Here is a 19222-nt window from a genome sequence, read left to right as displayed (position 1 = left end):
GTAGATCCACAATGGTCGAAACGTTATTAGTACAATTTGCTCCGATGCTTTTAGGAACCCAACTGATCTTAACCCTCATCTTGGTGAAAGGGGATATTTGTCCGGGGCAGCGTGGTCGGACCCACAAGATGTTACCTGCGATTGGCGTGCTGTGGCTTGCCGTCGCTTCAGTAAAAATTGAAGCCTTTCTGGTCGTGTTCGCGATCTTTTATTTCTATTCTCAAGTTCAAACCAAGAAGACTCGCGATTCTGGTCCTATCTGGGTGATGTACTTGGCCTGTGGTTTAGCGTTGTCATATGTTGCTATACAAGCGACTGAGCAAGCAACCGCTGTTGGTATCATTACTACTTTGCTGCTAGTGGTACTGTTAGGAGCAGCGTTTGGCCATCTACTACTGACGATTGCAAGGACACGGTTGCAGGCATTTCATCGAGTGCTTCCTGTTGTGGGCGTGCTAACCGGTATGTTGGTAGTACTGGCGACCGTCGTGAGTGTTTACTCTTTGTCTGAAGCTCAATTAGAACCTGTGATTTCCACTTTGCTATTTAGTTTTGCTTTGTTGATCTCCTCAATCGTGGTGTGGTGTTGGCATTTACTGTTCGCAAGAACGCCTGAAAAGCTTCAACTGAGTATTTCGTTGTTGATGTTATTGGTGGCCGTTGTGGGTTTAACGCCAGTTTGGGCGCTTTAATCACGCACTTTCATTAATTACGTATTCTTGTTAAGAAGTGTGATCTGTTTTTTAGCGTGACGTTGGTAAGCGTTCTAAACTTAACTCTAGTCAGTGTGTTCGTAAGGAGTACGAGATGGATTTAAGCAACGTCAAAGGTTTCGATAGCATTATTTTGCTAGGAATCGTTAATGAAAAACTTCGCCTAGAATGCGATAGCTTTGAAGAGCTGATCAGCATGTATGAAATGGATACAGAAAGTGTTGTGGGCAAGCTCGATATGCTTGGCTATCAATACGATCCATTGACTAACCAGTTTAAGTCTTACTCGAGATAAGCTAAAGATTAGCGCATCTTTTATCGAAAATGACATGCATCGCGTGTTGTGGGTGTTGAGAGAAAAAAAGTCACAGATTATCTGTGACTTTTTTGTTTCTGACGAATCGATCGAGCTTAACTTAGCCATAAATCATCTTTAAACGACCTCTATGCCATCTAAGTGACTCTTACTTTGCTGTCTTGCCGTGCTAAAGAAAGCTTGCAGGTAACGTTTATCTTTCTCAGAGTTTCTTACCGCTGCGAACAGTCTTCTTGATAGTCCTTTGCCTAATGGCTTGCTGGCAATCAGCCCTTGTCTTGAGAATTCACTGATCGCCCAGTTTGGTAGAGCCGCTACTCCCAAACCTGCTGATACCATTTGAACTAGCATTAACGTGTTGTCCGCTTGTTTCCACTTTTTAGGTTCTACACCCGCAGGCTGTAAAAAGTGCTTCACGACATCTAAACGCTGTTTTTGAACAGGGTAGGTGAGCATGGTGAGATCGCTAAGATCTTGCGGTTCAATGCTCGCTTTTTCTGCCAAAGGTGAGTTGATTGCGGTGATCAAACGCATCTCAAAATCAAAGAGTGGTTCGTAGTGAACCTCAGAGCGAGGCTGTATATCAGAGGTGATCACCAAATCTAGCTCGCCTGCCATTAGCGCGGGTAGCGGCTCAAACCCAAAGCCTGACGAGAAATCTAGCGTTACGCTTGGCCAAGCCACTTGATATTCCTTCAAAGCAGGCATTAACCATTGGAAGCATGAGTGACATTCAATCGCCATGTGCAAACGACCATTCACATCCTCTTTCAGGCTCGCGAGTTCGTTCTCCGCTTTAGCTATTCTTGGCTGTATCTCATCGGCAAGCCTAAGCAAAATCTCACCTTCAGAGGTGAACTTAACTGGTCTAGTTTTACGTAGGAAAAGCTGACCACCGATACGCGCCTCAAGGTCTTTCAGTTGGTGAGAAAGCGCCGACTGAGTCAAGTGAAGAGAAGTTGCCGTCGCTGTTAGCGAGCCGCTGTCTCTTAAGGTAGTCAATGTTCGAAGGTGTTTAAGCTCTATCATGAGTTTTCCTCATATTCCCTAAGCCAATTCAATATTTCTTAATAATCACCCTACGGGGTTTTCTTTCATTTGTAAACGTCTAGATGTCCAGATGGATTTAATTTTTTCAGCTTTAGATTATTCAAGATGAATATTTTTAATAAACAAGATGAATATTTGGACGTTGTTCATCGTTCAGATTAGGGAGATAGTTTAGCCATCCAGACGCCTTATAAAGAACTTAAACCATAAGCTAGGCAGTTTGATCGAACACTAAAAATTATTGAATAAGGAACAGGTTCATGACTACGACAACGCATATTTTAGGCTACCCACGTATCGGCGAAAAACGCGAACTCAAATTCACTTTAGAAAAATACTGGCGCGGTGAGATTAGCCAATCAGATTTAAAGCAACTCGGTAGCGAACTAAGAAATCGTAACTGGAATGTACAAGCTGACGCGAATCTTAGCTTTGCAACTGCGGGTGACTTCGCATGGTACGACCATGTATTAACAACGACTTTACTTCTAGGCCACGTACCAAAGCGCCATACTGGTGGTTCTGAAGATGAAAAATCCTTCCCAGATTTAGATACTTTGTTCCGTGTGGGGCGTGGTCAATCTCAGGTTCAGTCGACTTGTTGCGGTGGTACGCATACGTCTAGTGACGGCACTAAAGATAGCTCTGCGGCTTCTGATATGACTAAGTGGTTCAACACCAACTACCATTACATTGTGCCTGAGTTCAGCAAAGACGATTCCTTTGAAGTGAGCTGGCCACAACTGTTTGACGAAGTGAGTGAAGCGATAAAATCCGGGCATAAGGTGAAGCCAGTTTTGTTAGGCCCGTTATCTTATTTATATCTTGGTAAAGAAGTGGAGGAGGGTTTTGCTCGTTTATCTCTTCTTCCGCGCCTTCTTACCGCTTACCAAGCAATTTTGGCAAAACTCGCTAAGTTGGGGGTTGAGTGGGTTCAAATCGATGAACCAATTCTTTCGCTTGAGCTTGAGAGTCAATGGGCAGATTCATTCAAGTTGGCGTATCAAGTGATTCAAGGTGATGTAAAACTGCTGCTCACTACTTATTTTGATTCGGTGACTGATACCTTAGATAAGATAGTAGAGCTACCAGTTAATGGCCTACATATCGACTTAGCAGCAGCACCACAGCAACTTGATGAAGTAGTGGGTAAGTTACCTGAACACTGGGTACTTTCAGCAGGGGTGATTAATGGACGAAACGTTTGGCGAGCTGATTTAGCCGCTCAACTAGAGTTACTACAACCAGTGAAAGAGAAGCTAGGAGACAAACTTTGGGTAGCAAGTTCATGTTCACTTTTGCATAGTCCAGTCGACCTTGAGTTAGAAGATTCACTCAGCGATGAAGTGAAGAGTTGGTTTGCTTTCGCGAAACAGAAAGTGACCGAGGTGAGTATATTAGGTGCTGCACTAGACGGTAACCACAATGCTATCTTGGCGTGTGAAACCTACAGCCAGCCGATTGTTGCACGCAAGAGCGCGACTCATGTGAATAAGCCGCAAGTTCAAGCTCGTATTAACACGATAACTAAAGCGCTAGCAGAGCGCACTGCTCCATACGCAGAACGTGCCGCGCACCAGTCTGAGGTGTTAGGCTTACCGCTGTTACCAACCACAACCATTGGTTCATTCCCACAGACAGGCGAGATCCGTGTTCAACGTAGCGCTTACCGCACTGGCAAACTGAGTGAAGCGGAATATAACACTGCATTGAAAGGCCATATTGCGGATGCCGTTAAACGTCAAGAAGCACTGGATTTGGATGTACTGGTTCATGGTGAAGCTGAACGTAATGATATGGTGGAGTACTTTGCTGAAAATCTAGCAGGCTTCCAAACTACCAAATTTGGTTGGGTACAAAGTTATGGCTCTCGTTGCGTGAAACCTGCGATTGTGGTTGCGGATATCGAGCGTGAAAAACCAATGACGGTGGAATGGTCGACCTATGCTCAATCTCTGACTTCAAAGCAGATGAAAGGCATGCTAACTGGGCCTGTTACTATCTTGTGTTGGACATTCCCACGTGAAGATATTTCACGCAAAGAGATAACCAATCAACTGGCGTTTGCGTTGCGAGATGAGGTGTCTGATTTGCAAGACGCAGGTATCAACATTATTCAAATTGATGAGCCTGCCATTCGTGAAGGTTTGCCATTGAAAAAGCGTGACCATGCAGAATACTTAGAGTGGGCAGTGGATGCCTTTAAGATTTCAGCTGCGAGTGCTAAACCAGAAACTCAGATTCACACCCACATGTGTTACAGCGAGTTCAACGAGATCATTGATTCAGTCGCTGCGCTAGACGCCGATGTGATTACCATAGAGACTTCTCGTTCGAACATGGAACTGCTGAAAGCGTTTGAAGAGTTCAACTACCCGAATGCGATTGGGCCTGGCGTTTATGACATCCACTCACCAAACATTCCTTCAGAAGAGTGGATTGTTGATTTACTTAAGAGAGCGGCAAAGAAAATCCCAGCAGAACGTTTGTGGGCAAACCCTGATTGTGGGCTGAAGACGCGTAACTGGGCAGAGACAGAAGCGGCACTGGCTAATTTAGTTTCAGCGACTAAAATGCTGCGTAAAGAGTGGGAGTCGGCAGAAGCATCAGCATAATTAAAGCTAGGGTGTTATCGTTCTAAAAACAAAAGTCTGAGAAAAGAAAGGCCTCGCATCTGCAAGGCCTTTCTTGTTTGTTACTAGCTTAACGTTAGAAATCAAATCTAGTTAATGCTCTGACATGTCTCTTTGCTGATTAGCTTTTCAACCATCAGTTGTCCGCGAGTGTTGCGAACCTTAATGTTGTAAGCCAAGCCCATGTCAAGGTTTGCTCTAACTTCAGAGTTGGTGCAGTAGCTGTTAACACTCATATCTACGACTTGGTTTAAAGGCTTAGCACCTTTAGCGTCTTGGTTGTAGATCATCATGATCTCGATAACGGTGTTTTTTGCCAGTACACGCATGACTGACAGTGGGCCATACTCAATCGGCAGGCCGGCAGATAAAACGCCAGCACGGTGTTGCGCCATCATTTCAAGCTGTCTTTGTTGGTCTTGCTCACTTGAAGCACAGCCTGCGAGCAGAGCTAAAGCCAGAGAGCCAATAATCCATTTTTTCACGTTAAAATACTTTCTTGAATGGTTTTACAATGACATTTTGGTAGACACCTGCCTCAATGTACGGATCTGCGTCTGCCCATACCTGTGCGTCCTCTAAAGAATTAAACTCAGCAATTACAGTAGAGCCTGTGAAGCCAGCTTCACCAGGGTTATCTGAGTCAATGGCTGGCATTGGGCCTGCTGTTAACAGTCGGCCTTCATCGTGAAGTGTTTGTAGGCGTTCTAGATGTTGTGGGCGAACACTTAGGCGCTTTTCTAATGAATTTTCGACGTCTTGAGAAAAAATCACGTACCACATATTGAGATATCCTTATTTTACTTCACTAAATTGGGGCGTTTAAATTCGCTATCTTGCTAATTTACGCGAACTAATTGGTATTGGAAGGGTTAATGATAAGAAATTGTGAAATGGTGCGAGAGAGAAGTATGGTCTTTAGCGATTTCATTCGTTGAAACTAAAGACCGTCTACATTAGCAGCTTGGTGAAAAGTACTATTTATTGATTGGGCGAGGCTTACCACTTTCATCAACCGCAACGTAGTTGAATGTCGCGCCACAAACCTTGTAGCGGTCGCCGATACCGTGATCAAGTACAGGCTTAACCCAGACTTCTAGGTCGATATTCATCGAGCTGCGACCAATCTTAGTGCAGTCACCATAAACACACACAACATCACCCACTGAAACCGGCTGTTTGAACTCGATACTCGATACTGAAACCGTGACTATCTTGCCGTTAGATATCTCTTTTGCCAGTATGCCGCCAGCAAGGTCAAGCTGTGACATTATCCAACCACCGAAAATCTGGCCTGCTGCATTTGTATCAGAAGGCATCGCTAATGTGCGAAGAAGTAAAGAACCAATCGGGTTCAAAGTTGATTGAATAGTCATTGTCGTACTCTTAATGGTATTGATTGTTTTATATAAAAATAGATGTGTTTACGAGACTCGTGGTGGTCTAATTTTTAACGTCTTCACCGAACACAAATAATCAGCGGCCAATGATCACGAGTATCATTGGCCAATCGCATATTGATAATAATTGTATCAAATAGGGTATGAGGACTCATCCCTAAGGGCTATTTCTCGTCGGTATTTTTATCCGTTAACTCTTTCTGCTGGTCTTTTGGTAGATGCTTATAGATATAAACACCAGTGAGCAAGGTGAAGAGCAAGGTCGCGATGAGTAGACCAAACACTTTGAAGTTGACCCAAACATCCAACGGTAGGCTGAAAGCAACGTAAACGTTGAGAACGGCACATAGGGTAAAGAACAGCGTCCATGCCCAGTTGATCTTGCCCCATACCGAATCAGGCAGTGTGATCTCTTTGCCTAACATACCTTTAATCGCTGATTTGCCCATGATGTGACTGACCGTCAGGCCAATCGCAAACAGTGCGTAAACGATGGTGACTTTCCATTTAATGAAGTTGTCGTCGTGCAAGAAGATGGTCATGCCACCAAATACGGCAACCATTAGAAAGGTGATGACCTGCATTTTTTCGACTTTCTTGTAGATGAAATAAGTCAAAATAATTTGAACTGCAGAGGCAACGATCAAAGCGCCGGTCGCGGTATAGATGTCGTACATCTTATAAAGCGCAAAGAAAATAATGAGAGGAATGAAATCAAGAATTTGTTTCATGAGACACTGACTATCCAGTTAGTTGAGTTGCTGACAGTCTAACGAAAACTGTCTCGATGCTAAATAGCTCGAGACAATTGGGTGCCAATTAATTCAATCTAACCACTCATCGTGTTTAAAGAGTTGAAGCAGGTTATCGCATTGACGAGGTTTGATAGCGAGGTATCAGCTTTTTGATATCTTCAAGGTAACCTTCGCTCTTTAAGCTGTCTAAGGTGTTTTCGAGCTCTTGCTCACTCATGGCAAAACATGTCGATTTACCGGTCGTTAAGTCGAGATACTCGTGATATTCACGCTCTGTGAAGTGGCCAATTCTGTCCATTAATAGGGTTTTAATTCCATGGTGAATCAAGCCGTAATACGTATGTCTTTGTAAGGTCATAGCCTATCCTCCGTGACAAGCTGCAGTGAAACTGGTGCAACCTGCTGTATATTGATTGGGTTATCTATGACAAAGCAACTCGAATGCCATTTTCTCCAACGGAACAGAATAAATTCCCGGCTAAATAGAATTGAACTTCTTTTCAAATAGTTAAAGGAAGGTACGTTCTATTCTCTGACAATCAATACGAAACAGACATCAAATAGTTTCATTTTGAGAACGGAAAAATTCTCATTATGACGCTCTTCTGCCGCTTATAAAGAGGCCTACCAACAATGATTGCCGCTAATCGACGAGCCAATCAACAAGCGTAGATAAGGATGTATTTTGTCGATTCTTGGGCTGAATTAAGAAGTAACCATTTCCTGAAAAGACACTGTCTTCACTCACTTTCACCAATCTACCCAAATCAATATCTTGCTTGGCAAGCGTGATGTCGCCTATCGCAATTCCAAATCCTTGAATAGCTGCATTCATCGCTTGATCGAGTGTTGCGAACTGTTGGTTATTCTTGCTCGAAAGGTCATGACTTCCTATGTGCTCCAACCAAAGTCGCCAATCACTTTGTTCATTGTTGGCGTGTAACCACGTGTAGTGAGCGAGTTGGTGCGGTTTGATTAGAGAAGAGGAACCACTGGTAAGGTGATTGGGTTTGATGCTTTGCTCTTGGCAGACGGGTGCGAGTTGCTCGTTGAACAATAACTGGCTGACGATCGATTGTTGGCTCGGCTTCTTGCCATAGGTAATCACGGCATCGAACGGGTCAAAACTTGGCTCAAAAACATGCTTGATGGTAGAAGTGAGCTCAACATCAATTTCAGGATAGGCTTGCTGAAAAGACATCAACTTAGGTAGTAGCCAAGAGGTAATACAGCTCGGTGCGTTGAGTTTGATCTTAGACGGAGAGCTAGCCACTTGATTTAGAGCCGATTGCAGCTGATGAATCGTTCCTTGTATCAGGGGAACCAGTTCTTCTCCTTTCGGCGTTAAAGACAATCCGCGAGCATGGCGATAGAAGAGATCACAGCCAAGGCTTTCTTCAAACGACAATACCTGACGACTCACTGCACCTTGCGTAACATTGAGCTCATGTGCCGCGCGTGTAAAGTTGAGGTGCCTTGCCGTAGACAAAAACGCGAGCAAGGTTTTGGTTGAAGGAAGTGTGCGATTCATATCTTTACCTATGACTTTTTATCATGGCTATTATGTGATTATTTCGATTCATTTATCAATAGTGTTCTGTTTGAATGTAAATACTTAATCATCATTTGTGATTCAATATGTGTATAAGTCACATTTTTTGAATATGAAGGCAATGATGAAGACATTGTGATTTTGTGAAAGGGATAGCTTCTTGACATCTTTTATTGATAGCTTAGTGCCTCAGGCTGTAAAAAAATTAATACCTTATCAATCGGCAAGAAGAATTGGTGGTGATGGACGTGTCTGGCTAAACGCCAATGAATTGGAAAGCTCGCTGTTTCAAGGAGAAGCAAGTCACAACCGATACCCAGACTTCTTACCACAAGATATTGCTAAGGCTTATCAAGATTACTGTAGTACCGATGCCGCGACTGTGGCTGTTCGTGGTGCAGATGAAGCGATTGATTTGCTGATCAGAACATTCTGTAAACCGGCGTGTGACAACATACTTATCTGCTCTCCAACGTATGCGATGTATGAGTTTTGCGCTGATGCATTGGCGATTAATACCTTGGACTCTCCATTGCAGGAAGACTTTAGCCTGAACGTCGCTGATATTGTGAATAAGGCAAAACTGGCGAATATCGTGTTTCTTTGCTCACCAAACAATCCAACGGGCAATGTGATTCCTAAATCGGATTTGATTCAGGTACTGGAAGGCACGACTGGAAAATCTCTAGTGGTCGTCGATGAAGCGTATATCGAATTTGAACCACAAACGTCAGCCGTTAGCCTTATTGAGCGTTATCCGCACTTGGTTGTGATTCGCACTTTGTCTAAGGCATTTGGACTGGCTGCAGTTCGTTGTGGTTTTATCTTAGCGAGTCAAAATGTGATGCAGTATGTCGCGAAGCTGATTCCACCTTATCCGATGCCAGATTGCTCATCTCAAATTGTATTAGACGCGTTGTCTGATGAACGAGTCTCAGTGATGCAAGATGCGACGCAGAATCTGGTTGAGCTGCGTAACTGGTTTGCTTGTGAGTTAACGCAGTTTGATTTCATCGAGTCTGTTTACCCTTCATCGACAAACTTCATTTTGCTGCGTCAAAAAGCTGGGCATCAAGTGTTCAGTGTCTTGGCGAAGGACGGCATTGTGACAAGGAACCAAAACCATGAACCGGCTTTGCGTAACTGTGTTCGAATCAGTATTGGTAGCCAAGAGAGCATGCTAGAAGTGATAACGTCACTAACACGTTACCAAACCGAATTAGAACAGAGTCAACAAGGCAAACACATTCAACAAGCTCAACATAAAGAAACTCAATCTCAACTCGATAAAGATCATATCTAGGATGGCAATGATGAAAAAGATAATACTAGGACTCGCTTTTGCGGTCGCTTTACTTGGTACAACGGTACAGGCGAAAGAAATCCGTTTGGCGTCGGACTTTACGTATCCGCCATTCAACTATAAAAACAGCGACGGTGTGCCTGTCGGGTTTGATATTGAGATAGCTGATGCCTTGTGTGAGCAAGCTAAACTCGATTGTACTTGGGTTTCACAAAGCTGGGATTCGCTAATTCCAAGTTTGTTGGCAAGAAAGTCAGATGTGATTATGGCGTCAATGCGTATCACCGAAGAGCGTAAGCGTAAGATCTTATTTACTGATAAGTACTACCAAACTCCAGCCGTGTTTGTTGCTGCTAAAAGCGCGGAGTTCAGCGTTGATGAGGCGGGCTTGGCGGGCAAAACTATAGGTGTTCAACAAGGTACGATTCACGATCGCTACGTAACCGACAAGTTTGGCAGTGTGGCCAACATTAAGCGTTACACAGGGCAAGATGAAGTGTATCTGGATCTGCAAAATGGTCGTCTAGATCTAACCTTTGGCAACTCGGATCAACTGTCATTAGCTTTCTTAGATAAAAAAGAAGGTGAGGGCTTTGAATTTAAAGGTAAAGCAGTAACCGACAAAGCCTACATTGGCGAGGGTACGGCGTTAGCACTAAGAAAGCAGGATTCAAAACTGGCGAAACAATTCAATGCCGCGATTGAAGAGATCAGAGCGAACGGTACTTACGACAAGATCGCCGCTAAGTACTTTACGTTTGATATCTATGGCGCTGATTTGTAATTCGTCTAACGCCTAAAAATTAGAACACCAAAAACAAAAATCCGAGGGCTGTGAGGCTCTCGGATTTTTGTTACAAATAATTCATCCTCTCAAGCTTCTCTCTATTGCCTTTATCTATTCTTGTTACCTAAATTCAGCCGAAAACCTTGCCTTCATCACCTCACAAAGCACTGTTCACGACTCGCGTTTTAGAACGAGGAGACCTTCTTTGTCGTGCTCCATAACTGAATTTAATGTCTTAAAATAACATAAATATATCGGTAATTTTTTGCTAAGAGATTGTTCTAAAAGCAGTTGAAAGTAATCGAAATTCCCAAAAAATCCGAAGTTAGACTGCTTAATGGTCTAATTAGTCCCAAATATGATTGGCATCACAATCAATTAGGTTCTCAGGCCAATAGATAAACCTTAGTTCACAAAATATACATATAGTATTGTAATACAAAACTCATAGAGGTAAGAATATTGTAATGAAACGTTACTGCTATGAGCGATGTGCAATAGAACGTTAGATTTCAAACTTAGCTATAGCGTTGCATATAAAAACTGTACCTCTTACAAAATGGATTCTGGAGAAGAACATGAAAAAACATCTACTGACGATTGCAGCGGCTTCAATTCTTATGGCATTTGGCGCTCAAGCAAAAACTTTGACGTTAGGGCATGCAATGTCATTAGAAAGCGCAGCTCACCAAGGCATGGTGATCATGGCTGATAAAGTTAAAGAAAAATCGAATGGTGAACTTACGATTAAGATCTTTCCAAACGGTCAATTAGGCTCTGAACGTGACCAAGCGGAGCAAGTTGTTACTGGCGCGATTGATATGGCCAAAATCAATGGTGGGTTAGCCGAATCTTTTGAACCAACGTTTAAGGTTAATGCACTGCCTTTCTTATTCCGTGACGTTCCACATATGAGAACCTTCATGCGAAGTGAAGCTGCACAAGAGATGTTGCTTTCAAGTGAAGGTAAAGGCTTCATCGGTCTTACATTCTATGACTCAGGCACACGTAGCTTCTACGCTAAAAAAGCCATTAACTCACCGGCTGATCTCGCTGGTATGAAAGTTCGAGTTCCGGGTTCTCCAACCATGATGGAAATGGTTAACCTATTAGGTGGTAAAGCAACGCCTGTACCTTTCAATGAGGTATACACGGCGCTGCAACAAGGCGTAATTGACGGTGCTGAAAATAATATTTCTAGCTTAGTTGAAATGAAACACAGCGAAGTTGCCAAATTTTACTCTATGGACCAGCACATGATGACACCTGACGTGATCATCATTTCAGAATACAAATGGGGTTCATTAACGGCAGAAGAGCAAAAGATCTTAAAAGAAGCTGCTGCTGAGTCTCTTGAAGAGCAGATCAAAATCTGGGATGCAACAGATGACATGAACAAAGAGAAAGGAATGAAAGAAGGTGTCACGTTTGTTGAAGTTGATAAAGCCCCTTTCCGTGCAGCTGTTAAACCTATGATTGATGAGGCGAAAAAAGATCCAAAACTAGCTCCATTCATTGAAAAAATTGAAGCTCTTTAATCAGTCTTAGTGAAAATATAATTTTGCCTTGGCTTTGCTAAGGCAAAATTTTTTGAGGTATCACACCATGTTAGCAACTTTCAGAAACCTACTTGATAGGCTGATTCTTTTTGTCTCTTCTTTTGCACTAATGTTACTTGTCGTTACTGTCACTTGGCAGGTCTTTAGTCGTTATGTTTTGAATGATCCAAGTAACTGGACTGATGAACTTGCTCGTTATGCGATGGTATGGCTTGGCTTATTAGGAGCAAGCTACTTATTCGGTATCAAAGGACACTTAGCAATAACGTTATTGGATGGTTATCTTAAGGGTAAAGCACATATCGCATTACATGTACTCATCAATATCATTTCTGGCGCATTTGTATTTCTAGCAATGCTTCAAGGTGGCATCGCCCTAATGGGAAGAACCACACAACAACTCTCTCCAGCACTGCAATTACCGATGTCGACGGTGTATTCAATATTGCCGATTTCAGCCGTTATTATCCTCATTTATTTGGTCATGAATACGTTTGATCTTTTTTGTGAACCCAACAAAAAATAAGTTTTAAAGGACTCTATATTATGGATTTGTCCATTGGTGTTTGGCTGCTAGGCCTATTCTTATTCATGATCGCGATAAGCATGCCGATTGCGATTGCAATTGCCATGTCATCTTTAACCATCATGTATTTCATCTTACCGTTTGAAGTCGCCAGTATTACTGCGGGTCAAAAAATCATTACCGGTATTGATAGTTTCAGTTTATTAGCCATCCCTTTCTTTATCCTCGCGGGGAATATAATGAATGTAGGTGGCATCGCGAGTCGACTCATCAACCTTGCAAAGCTCTTGGTTGGTTGGATCCCGGGCTCACTTTTTCACGTGAACATCTTCGCCAATATGATGTTTGGCGCCGTTTCAGGATCAGCCGTTGCAGCAGCAGCTGCGGTTGGTAAAACCTTAGGCCCAGAATTAGAAAAAGATGGTTATGATAAAAACTTAGCAACAGCAGTAAACGTTGCATCTTGCCCGGCAGGCTTATTAATACCGCCGAGTAATTCACTGATCGTATTTTCAGTGGTATCGGGTGGAACATCCGTTGCGGCGTTGTTTATCGCAGGGTATGTCCCAGGTATTCTAATGGGCTTAAGTTGTATGGTCGTCGCCTATTTCATCGCTAAAAAGAAGGGCTACAAAACAAGTGCGAATGACGGATTCACAACGAAAGATGTGCTGAATATTGTTTGGCAAGCAACACCAAGCTTAGGGCTTATTGTTGTTGTTATTGGCGGTATTATTGGTGGTATATTCACTGCAACAGAAGGGGCATGTATAGCGGTTCTATACTCTTTTATACTGTCACTCTGTTACCGAACCCTCAAATGGGCACACTTTCCGATAATTTTTAGAGAAACGGTTCAGGTTACTGGCATTATGCTGTTCTTGATTGGTGCTTCTACCATTATGTCATGGGCAATGGCGTTTACCGGTCTACCAACCATGATCAGTGATTGGATGCTCTCTATTTCAGACAATCCAATTATCATCTTTATTCTGATGAACCTGATTCTACTGATTGTGGGTATGTTTATGGACCTTACGCCAGCCGTATTGATCTTTACCCCTATCTTTATGCCGATTGCTGAGCATTTAGGCATGCATCCAATTCACTTCGCGATGATGATTATCTTCAACTTATGTATTGGCATTGCAACGCCACCCGTTGGTACGGCGCTATTTGTGGGTTGTAGTGTCAGTGGCTCTAAGATTGAAAACGTTATAAGAAGTATCATGCCGTTTTGTGCCGTATTGATCGTCACATTGCTGGCTATTACGTTCATTCCTGAAATTAGTTTGGCTCTGCCTCGTGCGTTTGGACTCATCAATTAGCCTGACAAGGGTAAGATTTACCGAATCAATATCGATCATTACCTAATAAAAAAACCGCCTCATGAAGGCGGTTTTATTTATCAATCAAACTGAAGCTTAATATTACGCTTGCTGTTTTTGTAGCTCAGCTTCTTTCGCTTCGTCTTCGATTAGAGAATCAACGATGACTGCACATGCTGCATCACCAGTGATGTTTAGAGCAGTACGGATCATGTCGAAGATACGGTCTAGAGCGAACAACAGAGGTAGACCTTCAATAGGGATACCAGCTGCTAGAAGAACCGCAACCACTAGGAAAGAAGGACCTGGAACACCTGCTTGACCAACTGCGCCTAGAGTCGACGTTACGATGATAGCAATGTAAGCGCCCATAGACAGGTCGATGTTGAACAGCTGTGCGAAGAAGATAGCAACTAGGCCGTAGTAAATTGCGTTACCAGACATGTTGATCGTCGCACCAAGTGGCAGAACGAATGAAGCCGTAGAGTTACGAACGCCAAGTTCTTTCTCTACCGTTTCCATTGTTACTGGCAGTGTCGCCATTGAAGAGGCTGTTGATAGTGCAACCGCTTGAGGCTTCTTCATTGCCACTAGGAACTTCTTAGCAGAAGTCTTAGTGAAGATTTGAATCATTAGCGGGTAAGCAACAAAGCCGAAGATCAGAATCGCAGCGATGTAGACAACGAACAGTTTGAACACAACCATAAGTGCGCCAAAGCCGAATGTACCCACAGCTTCTGCCATTAGGCCGAATACGCCTAGTGGTGCAATGATCATAACCTTGTTGATCATCCAAACCATAGCGTCAACAATCGCGTTTACGCCATTGATGATAGGGTCACGTTTCTCTTTCGCTTGTTTAGAAATCGCAATACCGAAGAATAAGCAGAAAACTAGAATTTGCAGAATGTTTGCTTCATTCAGTGATTGGAAAACGTTGGTCGGGATCATGCCTGTGATGGTTGCCCAGAACGTTGGAAGTTCACCTTTCGCAGCGTATTCAGAAGAGAACATGCCTTCAACGCCAGAAACATCGATACCACGACCCGGTTCGAATATTTCACCCATTACTAGCGCTAGTGCTACAGCAAGTGCAGACGTTAGTGCAAAGTAACCTAGAGTGGTCACGCCCACTTTACCTGCTGATGAGCTGTTGCCTAGACCAGCAGCACCTGAAATTAGGGCAACCGCGACTAGAGGGATAACCAGCATCTTGATCAAATTGATGAAGATAGCACCCAGTGGAGCGAACATAGTTGCGCTGTCACCCATCATCGCACCGACTAGGGTACCGATGATCATTGCAATAACGACTTGAACGCCGATGTTGCTTAGTAAACTCTTTTCTTTTAACACTTCCATAACCTCTGTGCTACTAAATATAAAAATCCCAGAACTACTCACCAATGTACGATGTACCATTGGATTAATATTTCGCGAGAAGTTTTACACGTATCTTTTACATTTATCAATATGAGCAGAGATGAAAGAACACCAAAAAGCAGTAATCAAATGTCATTTGATGATTCTTCACACTAAAGCAAACGTTTGCTTTTTGATTTGTCATTATTTTTATAAATCGTGGTGATGTTTTGGTGGGGTATTATAGGTGTGCTACAGGTTTGTATGAGGTGTTGTTTTTGTCAGAAATTTAACAATTGAGAGGGTTTGGACGTGTTCTCGGAGAAAAACTCCCACAGCGCTAATTATCGCACTAGTGGGAGCCTATTTATTATTTTTGCGTTGCCGCTTTCATTGGCGTAACAAACTCAGCAAGTGCTTTAAGCATTGCTTCTGGTTGTTCAACGTTGTTTTCAATGATTTTCACAACCGCAGAGCCAGAGATAGCACCAGCAGCGCCAGCTTCGATGGCTTCTTTTACTTGCTCAGGAGCAGAGATACCGAAACCAAGCAGTGCTGGTGGCGCATCAAACTTGTTCAAACGGTCAAGTAGGGCTGTCACAGGCATGTTTGCTTTGGTTTCTGCACCCGTTACGCCAGCACGAGAAAGTAGGTAAGTGTAACCACCACCTAGCTCAGAAACCGATTGAAGCGTCTCATCACTTGCTGTTGGTGGAGCAATAAATATTGGGTGAATACCAAACTTCTTAGCTGCAGCAACAAACTCGCCACTCTCGTTGGTTGGTACATCAGCAATCAATACTGAATCGATACCTGCATTCGCACAACGCTCGTAGAAGTTCTCGATACCACGTGCGTACACCAAGTTTGCGTACATCAGTAGGCCGATTGGCAGATCTGGGTATTTAGCACGAATTTGACCAATAAGATCAAAACACACATCTGGCGTTACTTTTGAATCTAACGCACGAATGTTTGCACCTTGGATTGTCGGGCCATCTGCAAGCGGATCTGAGAATGGAATACCAAGTTCAAGTGCATCAGCACCCGCTTCAACGAGTGTTTCCATGATCTTAAGAGACTGCTGAGGGTTAGGATCGCCAACCGTTACGAATGGTACAAATGCGCCCTGATTCTTTTCAGCTAAGCGAGTGAAGAGTGATTGATAGCGATCCATTATAATGCTCCTTTCTCTTTAAGAATGTCGTGTACAGAGAAGATGTCTTTATCACCACGACCAGATAGATTAACCACTAATAGCTGTTCTTTCTCTGGGTCATCGTGAGCCATTTTAACAGCATGAGCCAAAGCATGAGATGACTCTAGCGCTGCGATAATACCTTCTTTACGTGCAATCAATTGGAACGCTTCTAGCGCTTCGTCGTCGGTCACGTTGTCGTATTCAGCACGGCCAATAGCATTTAGGTGCGCGTGTTGAGGACCAACTGATGGGAAGTCTAGACCCGCAGATACAGAGTAAGACTCTTCTACTTGGCCGTTCTCATCTTGCATCAGTGGCGCTTTCATGCCGAAGAAGATACCGGTTTTACCGTGCTTAAGCGGCGCGCCGTGTTGGTCGGTATCAATACCTTTACCAGCCGGCTCTACACCGATTAGGCGAACAGTTTCTTCTTCAATGAAATCCGCAAACATACCGATAGCGTTCGAACCACCGCCGACACAAGCGATAACCGCATCAGGAAGGCGACCTTCACGAGCTAGAATTTGGTTCTTCGTTTCTTCACCAATCATGCGTTGGAAATCACGAACAATCGTTGGGAATGGGTGAGGACCCGCTGCAGTACCCAATAGGTAATGCGCGTCTTCATAAGTTGCAGACCAGTCACGTAGTGCTTCGTTACACGCATCTTTTAGCGTTGAAGAGCCAGAATGAACAGGGATAACCTCTGCGCCCATTAGCTTCATACGGAACACGTTCGGGCTTTGACGTTCAACGTCTTTTGCACCCATGTATACACGACACTTAAGACCTAGTAGAGCACACGCTAGAGCCGTTGCCACACCGTGTTGGCCTGCCCCAGTTTCAGCGATGATTTCCTGCTTACCCATACGTTTTGCTAGCAATGCCTGACCAAGAACTTGGTTTGTCTTGTGAGCACCGCCGTGAAGTAGATCTTCACGCTTTAGGTACAGTTTGGTTTTTGTACCTTTTGTTAGGTTGCGTGCTAGCGTTAGCGCCGTTGGACGACCAGCGTACTCTTGAAGAAGCGTCATGAATTCGCTGCGGAACTCAGGATCGGCTTGTGCATCGATAAATGCTTGTTCAAGTTGGTCTAGTGCTGGCACTAGGATCTGCGGTACGTATTGACCACCGTATTCACCAAAGTAGGCATCGAGTTTAGCCATTGTGTTATTCCTTCAATTCTACTGATGTGTATTCACACCAAGTCATTTAATCTTGTTTGAGCTTCGCAAAAGGCAAAGCTCACAAATATGTTTTTAGTTTCTGCTTTCTAATTTCTAGCGCCGAGTTTGGACTAGTAATTGCGAATCGCTGCAAAAGCACGTTGCAGTTTGTCTGCGTCTTTTTTTCCTGGAGCGGATTCAACGCCAGAGTTTAGGTCTAATCCTAAGCAACCCAACTTAGCGGCTTGGTTAGCATTTTCTGGGTTTAGGCCACCCGCCAACATGATTGCGCTTTGGTTGTTGATTAGGTTCCAATCGAACACTTGGCCTGTGCCACCAGTTTGAGAACCCACTTTAGTATCTAGCAGGTGACGAGTCACGTTGCTTTCCAGTAATTCTGGTAGCGAGCTCTCAGCATCGGGAGAAACACCGTAAGCTTTCCAAATCTCAACGCTTTCAGGTAGTGACTGTTTTAGCTCATCGACAAACGCTTGAGACTCATCACCGTGCAATTGCACAGCGAACAGGCCTAGCTCAGAAACCGTTTTCGCAACGTCAGTAACGCTGTGGTTTTGGAACACACCCACGTAGTTCAAAGGTGCGCCGCTCATAGTCAAACGAGCCGCTTCGATATCCACATGACGCTTAGATGCTTCAACGAATATCAGACCACCGAATACCGCACCAGCTTGATAAGCCTTTGCTGCATCGTCAGAGTGAGTTAAACCACACACCTTGTTTTCACCCAGTGTTACTTTGCGTACCGCAAGCTCGAGGTTCTTCTCTGCCATTAGAGAGCTACCGATTAGGAAGCCATCTGCAAACGTTGAAAGGTCACGAACTTGTTGATGTGTGTAGATGCCAGACTCTGAAATCACAACTGCGTTTGGAGCCAGTTCGCGAATCAGCGGCGCCAACTCTTTAGTACGGTTCAAATCAGTCGAAAGGTCACGAAGATTACGGTTGTTAATGCCGATCACCTTAGCGTTTAGAGCGACTGCACGGTGAAGCTCTTCTTCGTTGCTGACTTCGGTCAATACACCCATGTTGAGTGAGTGAGCGACTTCCGCCAGCGCTTTGTACTCTTCGTCATCTAATACCGATAGCATTAGCAAGATAGCATCAGCTGAGTAATGACGAGCTAGATACACTTGGTAGGTATCAACCATGAAGTCTTTACACAGGATAGGCTGCTTAGCAATGCTGCGAACTTTAGGTAAAAACTCAAAGTCACCTTGGAAGTACTTCTCGTCTGTCAGCACAGAAATCGCGTTTGCGTGGTTGTTGTAAACAGAAGCAATGTAGTCGAGGTCAAACTCGTCACGGATTAAACCTTTTGACGGAGAGGCCTTTTTACATTCAGTGATGAAAACCGTTTGTTCTCCGCTCAGAGCGTCATAAAAGCTGCGGTCTGTTGCAGTTAGTGACGCTTTAAACTCGTCTAATGGTTGAGTCTGCTTACGCGCTTCAACCCATTGGTATTTATCACGAACGATTTTTGCTAATACTTCCGCCATTTCAGCTTCTTTGACTGAAACGTGGGTCGACAGTTTATCGGTAGTCTGTGTCAT

At 43.8% G+C, this 19222-nt stretch carries 19 protein-coding genes; 8 read left to right on the top strand and 11 right to left on the bottom strand.

Annotated features, from left to right (window positions below):
- Nucleotides 1-11 precede the first annotated feature (11 nt).
- A complete protein-coding gene (locus AB4503_RS17625) occupies nucleotides 12-692 on the top strand; it encodes a hypothetical protein (protein WP_372115471.1) in 681 nt (226 codons plus the stop codon).
- Nucleotides 693-807: 115 nt separating this feature from the next.
- Nucleotides 808-1008 carry a DUF4250 domain-containing protein gene (locus tag AB4503_RS17620; RefSeq protein WP_010437991.1) on the top strand — a complete coding sequence of 67 codons (201 nt, stop codon included), beginning with the start codon at nucleotides 808-810 and terminating at the stop codon, nucleotides 1006-1008.
- A 138-nt stretch (nucleotides 1009-1146) separates the two neighbouring features.
- Here AB4503_RS17620 and AB4503_RS17615 read toward each other — a convergent pair whose 3' ends face one another.
- Nucleotides 1147-2058, bottom strand: a complete 912-nt coding sequence (locus AB4503_RS17615) for a LysR substrate-binding domain-containing protein (protein ID WP_010437993.1) — start codon at nucleotides 2056-2058, stop codon at nucleotides 1147-1149.
- A 281-nt stretch (nucleotides 2059-2339) separates the two neighbouring features.
- Between AB4503_RS17615 and metE the strand changes: the two genes are divergently transcribed.
- Nucleotides 2340-4694 carry a 5-methyltetrahydropteroyltriglutamate--homocysteine S-methyltransferase gene (gene metE, locus AB4503_RS17610; RefSeq protein WP_372115470.1) on the top strand — a complete coding sequence of 785 codons (2355 nt, stop codon included), beginning with the start codon at nucleotides 2340-2342 and terminating at the stop codon, nucleotides 4692-4694.
- Nucleotides 4695-4801: 107 nt separating this feature from the next.
- Here metE and AB4503_RS17605 read toward each other — a convergent pair whose 3' ends face one another.
- The 6 genes from AB4503_RS17605 to AB4503_RS17580 form a co-directional block, all read right to left on the bottom strand.
- Nucleotides 4802-5197, bottom strand: a complete 396-nt coding sequence (locus tag AB4503_RS17605) for a GspS/AspS pilotin family protein (protein ID WP_010437997.1) — start codon at nucleotides 5195-5197, stop codon at nucleotides 4802-4804.
- 1 nt (nucleotide 5198) lies between these two features.
- Nucleotides 5199-5495, bottom strand: a complete 297-nt coding sequence (locus AB4503_RS17600; protein ID WP_010437999.1) for a YciI family protein — start codon at nucleotides 5493-5495, stop codon at nucleotides 5199-5201.
- Nucleotides 5496-5689: 194 nt separating this feature from the next.
- On the bottom strand, nucleotides 5690-6088 hold the full coding sequence (gene yciA / locus AB4503_RS17595; RefSeq protein ID WP_017061510.1) for an acyl-CoA thioester hydrolase YciA: 399 nt from the start codon (nucleotides 6086-6088) through the stop codon (nucleotides 5690-5692).
- A 188-nt stretch (nucleotides 6089-6276) separates the two neighbouring features.
- Nucleotides 6277-6843 carry a septation protein A gene (locus tag AB4503_RS17590; protein ID WP_017061509.1) on the bottom strand — a complete coding sequence of 189 codons (567 nt, stop codon included), beginning with the start codon at nucleotides 6841-6843 and terminating at the stop codon, nucleotides 6277-6279.
- 133 nt (nucleotides 6844-6976) lie between these two features.
- A complete protein-coding gene (locus AB4503_RS17585) occupies nucleotides 6977-7225 on the bottom strand; it encodes a hypothetical protein (protein WP_017069991.1) in 249 nt (82 codons plus the stop codon).
- 285 nt (nucleotides 7226-7510) lie between these two features.
- A complete protein-coding gene (locus tag AB4503_RS17580) occupies nucleotides 7511-8398 on the bottom strand; it encodes a LysR substrate-binding domain-containing protein (RefSeq protein ID WP_372115469.1) in 888 nt (295 codons plus the stop codon).
- 181 nt (nucleotides 8399-8579) lie between these two features.
- On the opposite strand from AB4503_RS17580, the gene hisC reads away from it, so the two are divergent.
- From hisC to AB4503_RS17555, 5 genes are all read left to right on the top strand, one after another.
- Entirely contained in the window at nucleotides 8580-9722 is a 1143-nt protein-coding gene (gene hisC, locus AB4503_RS17575) for a histidinol-phosphate transaminase (RefSeq protein WP_017067399.1), read from the top strand.
- A gap of 10 nt (nucleotides 9723-9732) precedes the next feature.
- Nucleotides 9733-10506 carry an ABC transporter substrate-binding protein gene (locus AB4503_RS17570; RefSeq protein ID WP_372115482.1) on the top strand — a complete coding sequence of 258 codons (774 nt, stop codon included), beginning with the start codon at nucleotides 9733-9735 and terminating at the stop codon, nucleotides 10504-10506.
- Nucleotides 10507-11087: 581 nt separating this feature from the next.
- Nucleotides 11088-12047: a TRAP transporter substrate-binding protein gene (locus AB4503_RS17565; protein ID WP_017063537.1), complete on the top strand. Its 960-nt coding sequence runs from the start codon at nucleotides 11088-11090 to the stop codon at nucleotides 12045-12047.
- 67 nt (nucleotides 12048-12114) lie between these two features.
- Nucleotides 12115-12594 carry a TRAP transporter small permease gene (locus AB4503_RS17560; RefSeq protein WP_004736522.1) on the top strand — a complete coding sequence of 160 codons (480 nt, stop codon included), beginning with the start codon at nucleotides 12115-12117 and terminating at the stop codon, nucleotides 12592-12594.
- 20 nt (nucleotides 12595-12614) lie between these two features.
- Entirely contained in the window at nucleotides 12615-13922 is a 1308-nt protein-coding gene (locus AB4503_RS17555; RefSeq protein WP_372115468.1) for a TRAP transporter large permease, read from the top strand.
- A gap of 102 nt (nucleotides 13923-14024) precedes the next feature.
- On the opposite strand, the gene AB4503_RS17550 is transcribed toward AB4503_RS17555, so the two are convergent.
- The 4 genes from AB4503_RS17550 to trpCF all read right to left on the bottom strand — a co-directional run bounded on the left by AB4503_RS17550 (nucleotide 14025) and on the right by trpCF (nucleotide 19222).
- Nucleotides 14025-15344 (bottom strand): dicarboxylate/amino acid:cation symporter, encoded by a 1320-nt coding sequence (locus tag AB4503_RS17550; protein WP_346393668.1) that lies wholly within the window; start codon nucleotides 15342-15344, stop codon nucleotides 14025-14027.
- A gap of 310 nt (nucleotides 15345-15654) precedes the next feature.
- Nucleotides 15655-16461 carry a tryptophan synthase subunit alpha gene (trpA, locus tag AB4503_RS17545; protein ID WP_017070760.1) on the bottom strand — a complete coding sequence of 269 codons (807 nt, stop codon included), beginning with the start codon at nucleotides 16459-16461 and terminating at the stop codon, nucleotides 15655-15657.
- Nucleotides 16461-17651, bottom strand: a complete 1191-nt coding sequence (trpB, locus tag AB4503_RS17540; protein WP_017063541.1) for a tryptophan synthase subunit beta — start codon at nucleotides 17649-17651, stop codon at nucleotides 16461-16463. The genes trpA and trpB overlap by 1 nt, the downstream gene beginning before the upstream one ends.
- Before the next feature lie 131 nt (nucleotides 17652-17782).
- A complete protein-coding gene (gene trpCF, locus AB4503_RS17535) occupies nucleotides 17783-19222 on the bottom strand; it encodes a bifunctional indole-3-glycerol-phosphate synthase TrpC/phosphoribosylanthranilate isomerase TrpF (RefSeq protein ID WP_017067403.1) in 1440 nt (479 codons plus the stop codon).

This window comes from Vibrio sp. 10N.222.55.B11, from assembly GCF_041473705.1.
Lineage (GTDB): Bacteria > Pseudomonadota > Gammaproteobacteria > Enterobacterales > Vibrionaceae > Vibrio > Vibrio crassostreae_C.
The sequence above is the reverse complement of the archived record's forward strand: the minus strand, read 5'-3'. Positions and strand labels throughout refer to the sequence as shown.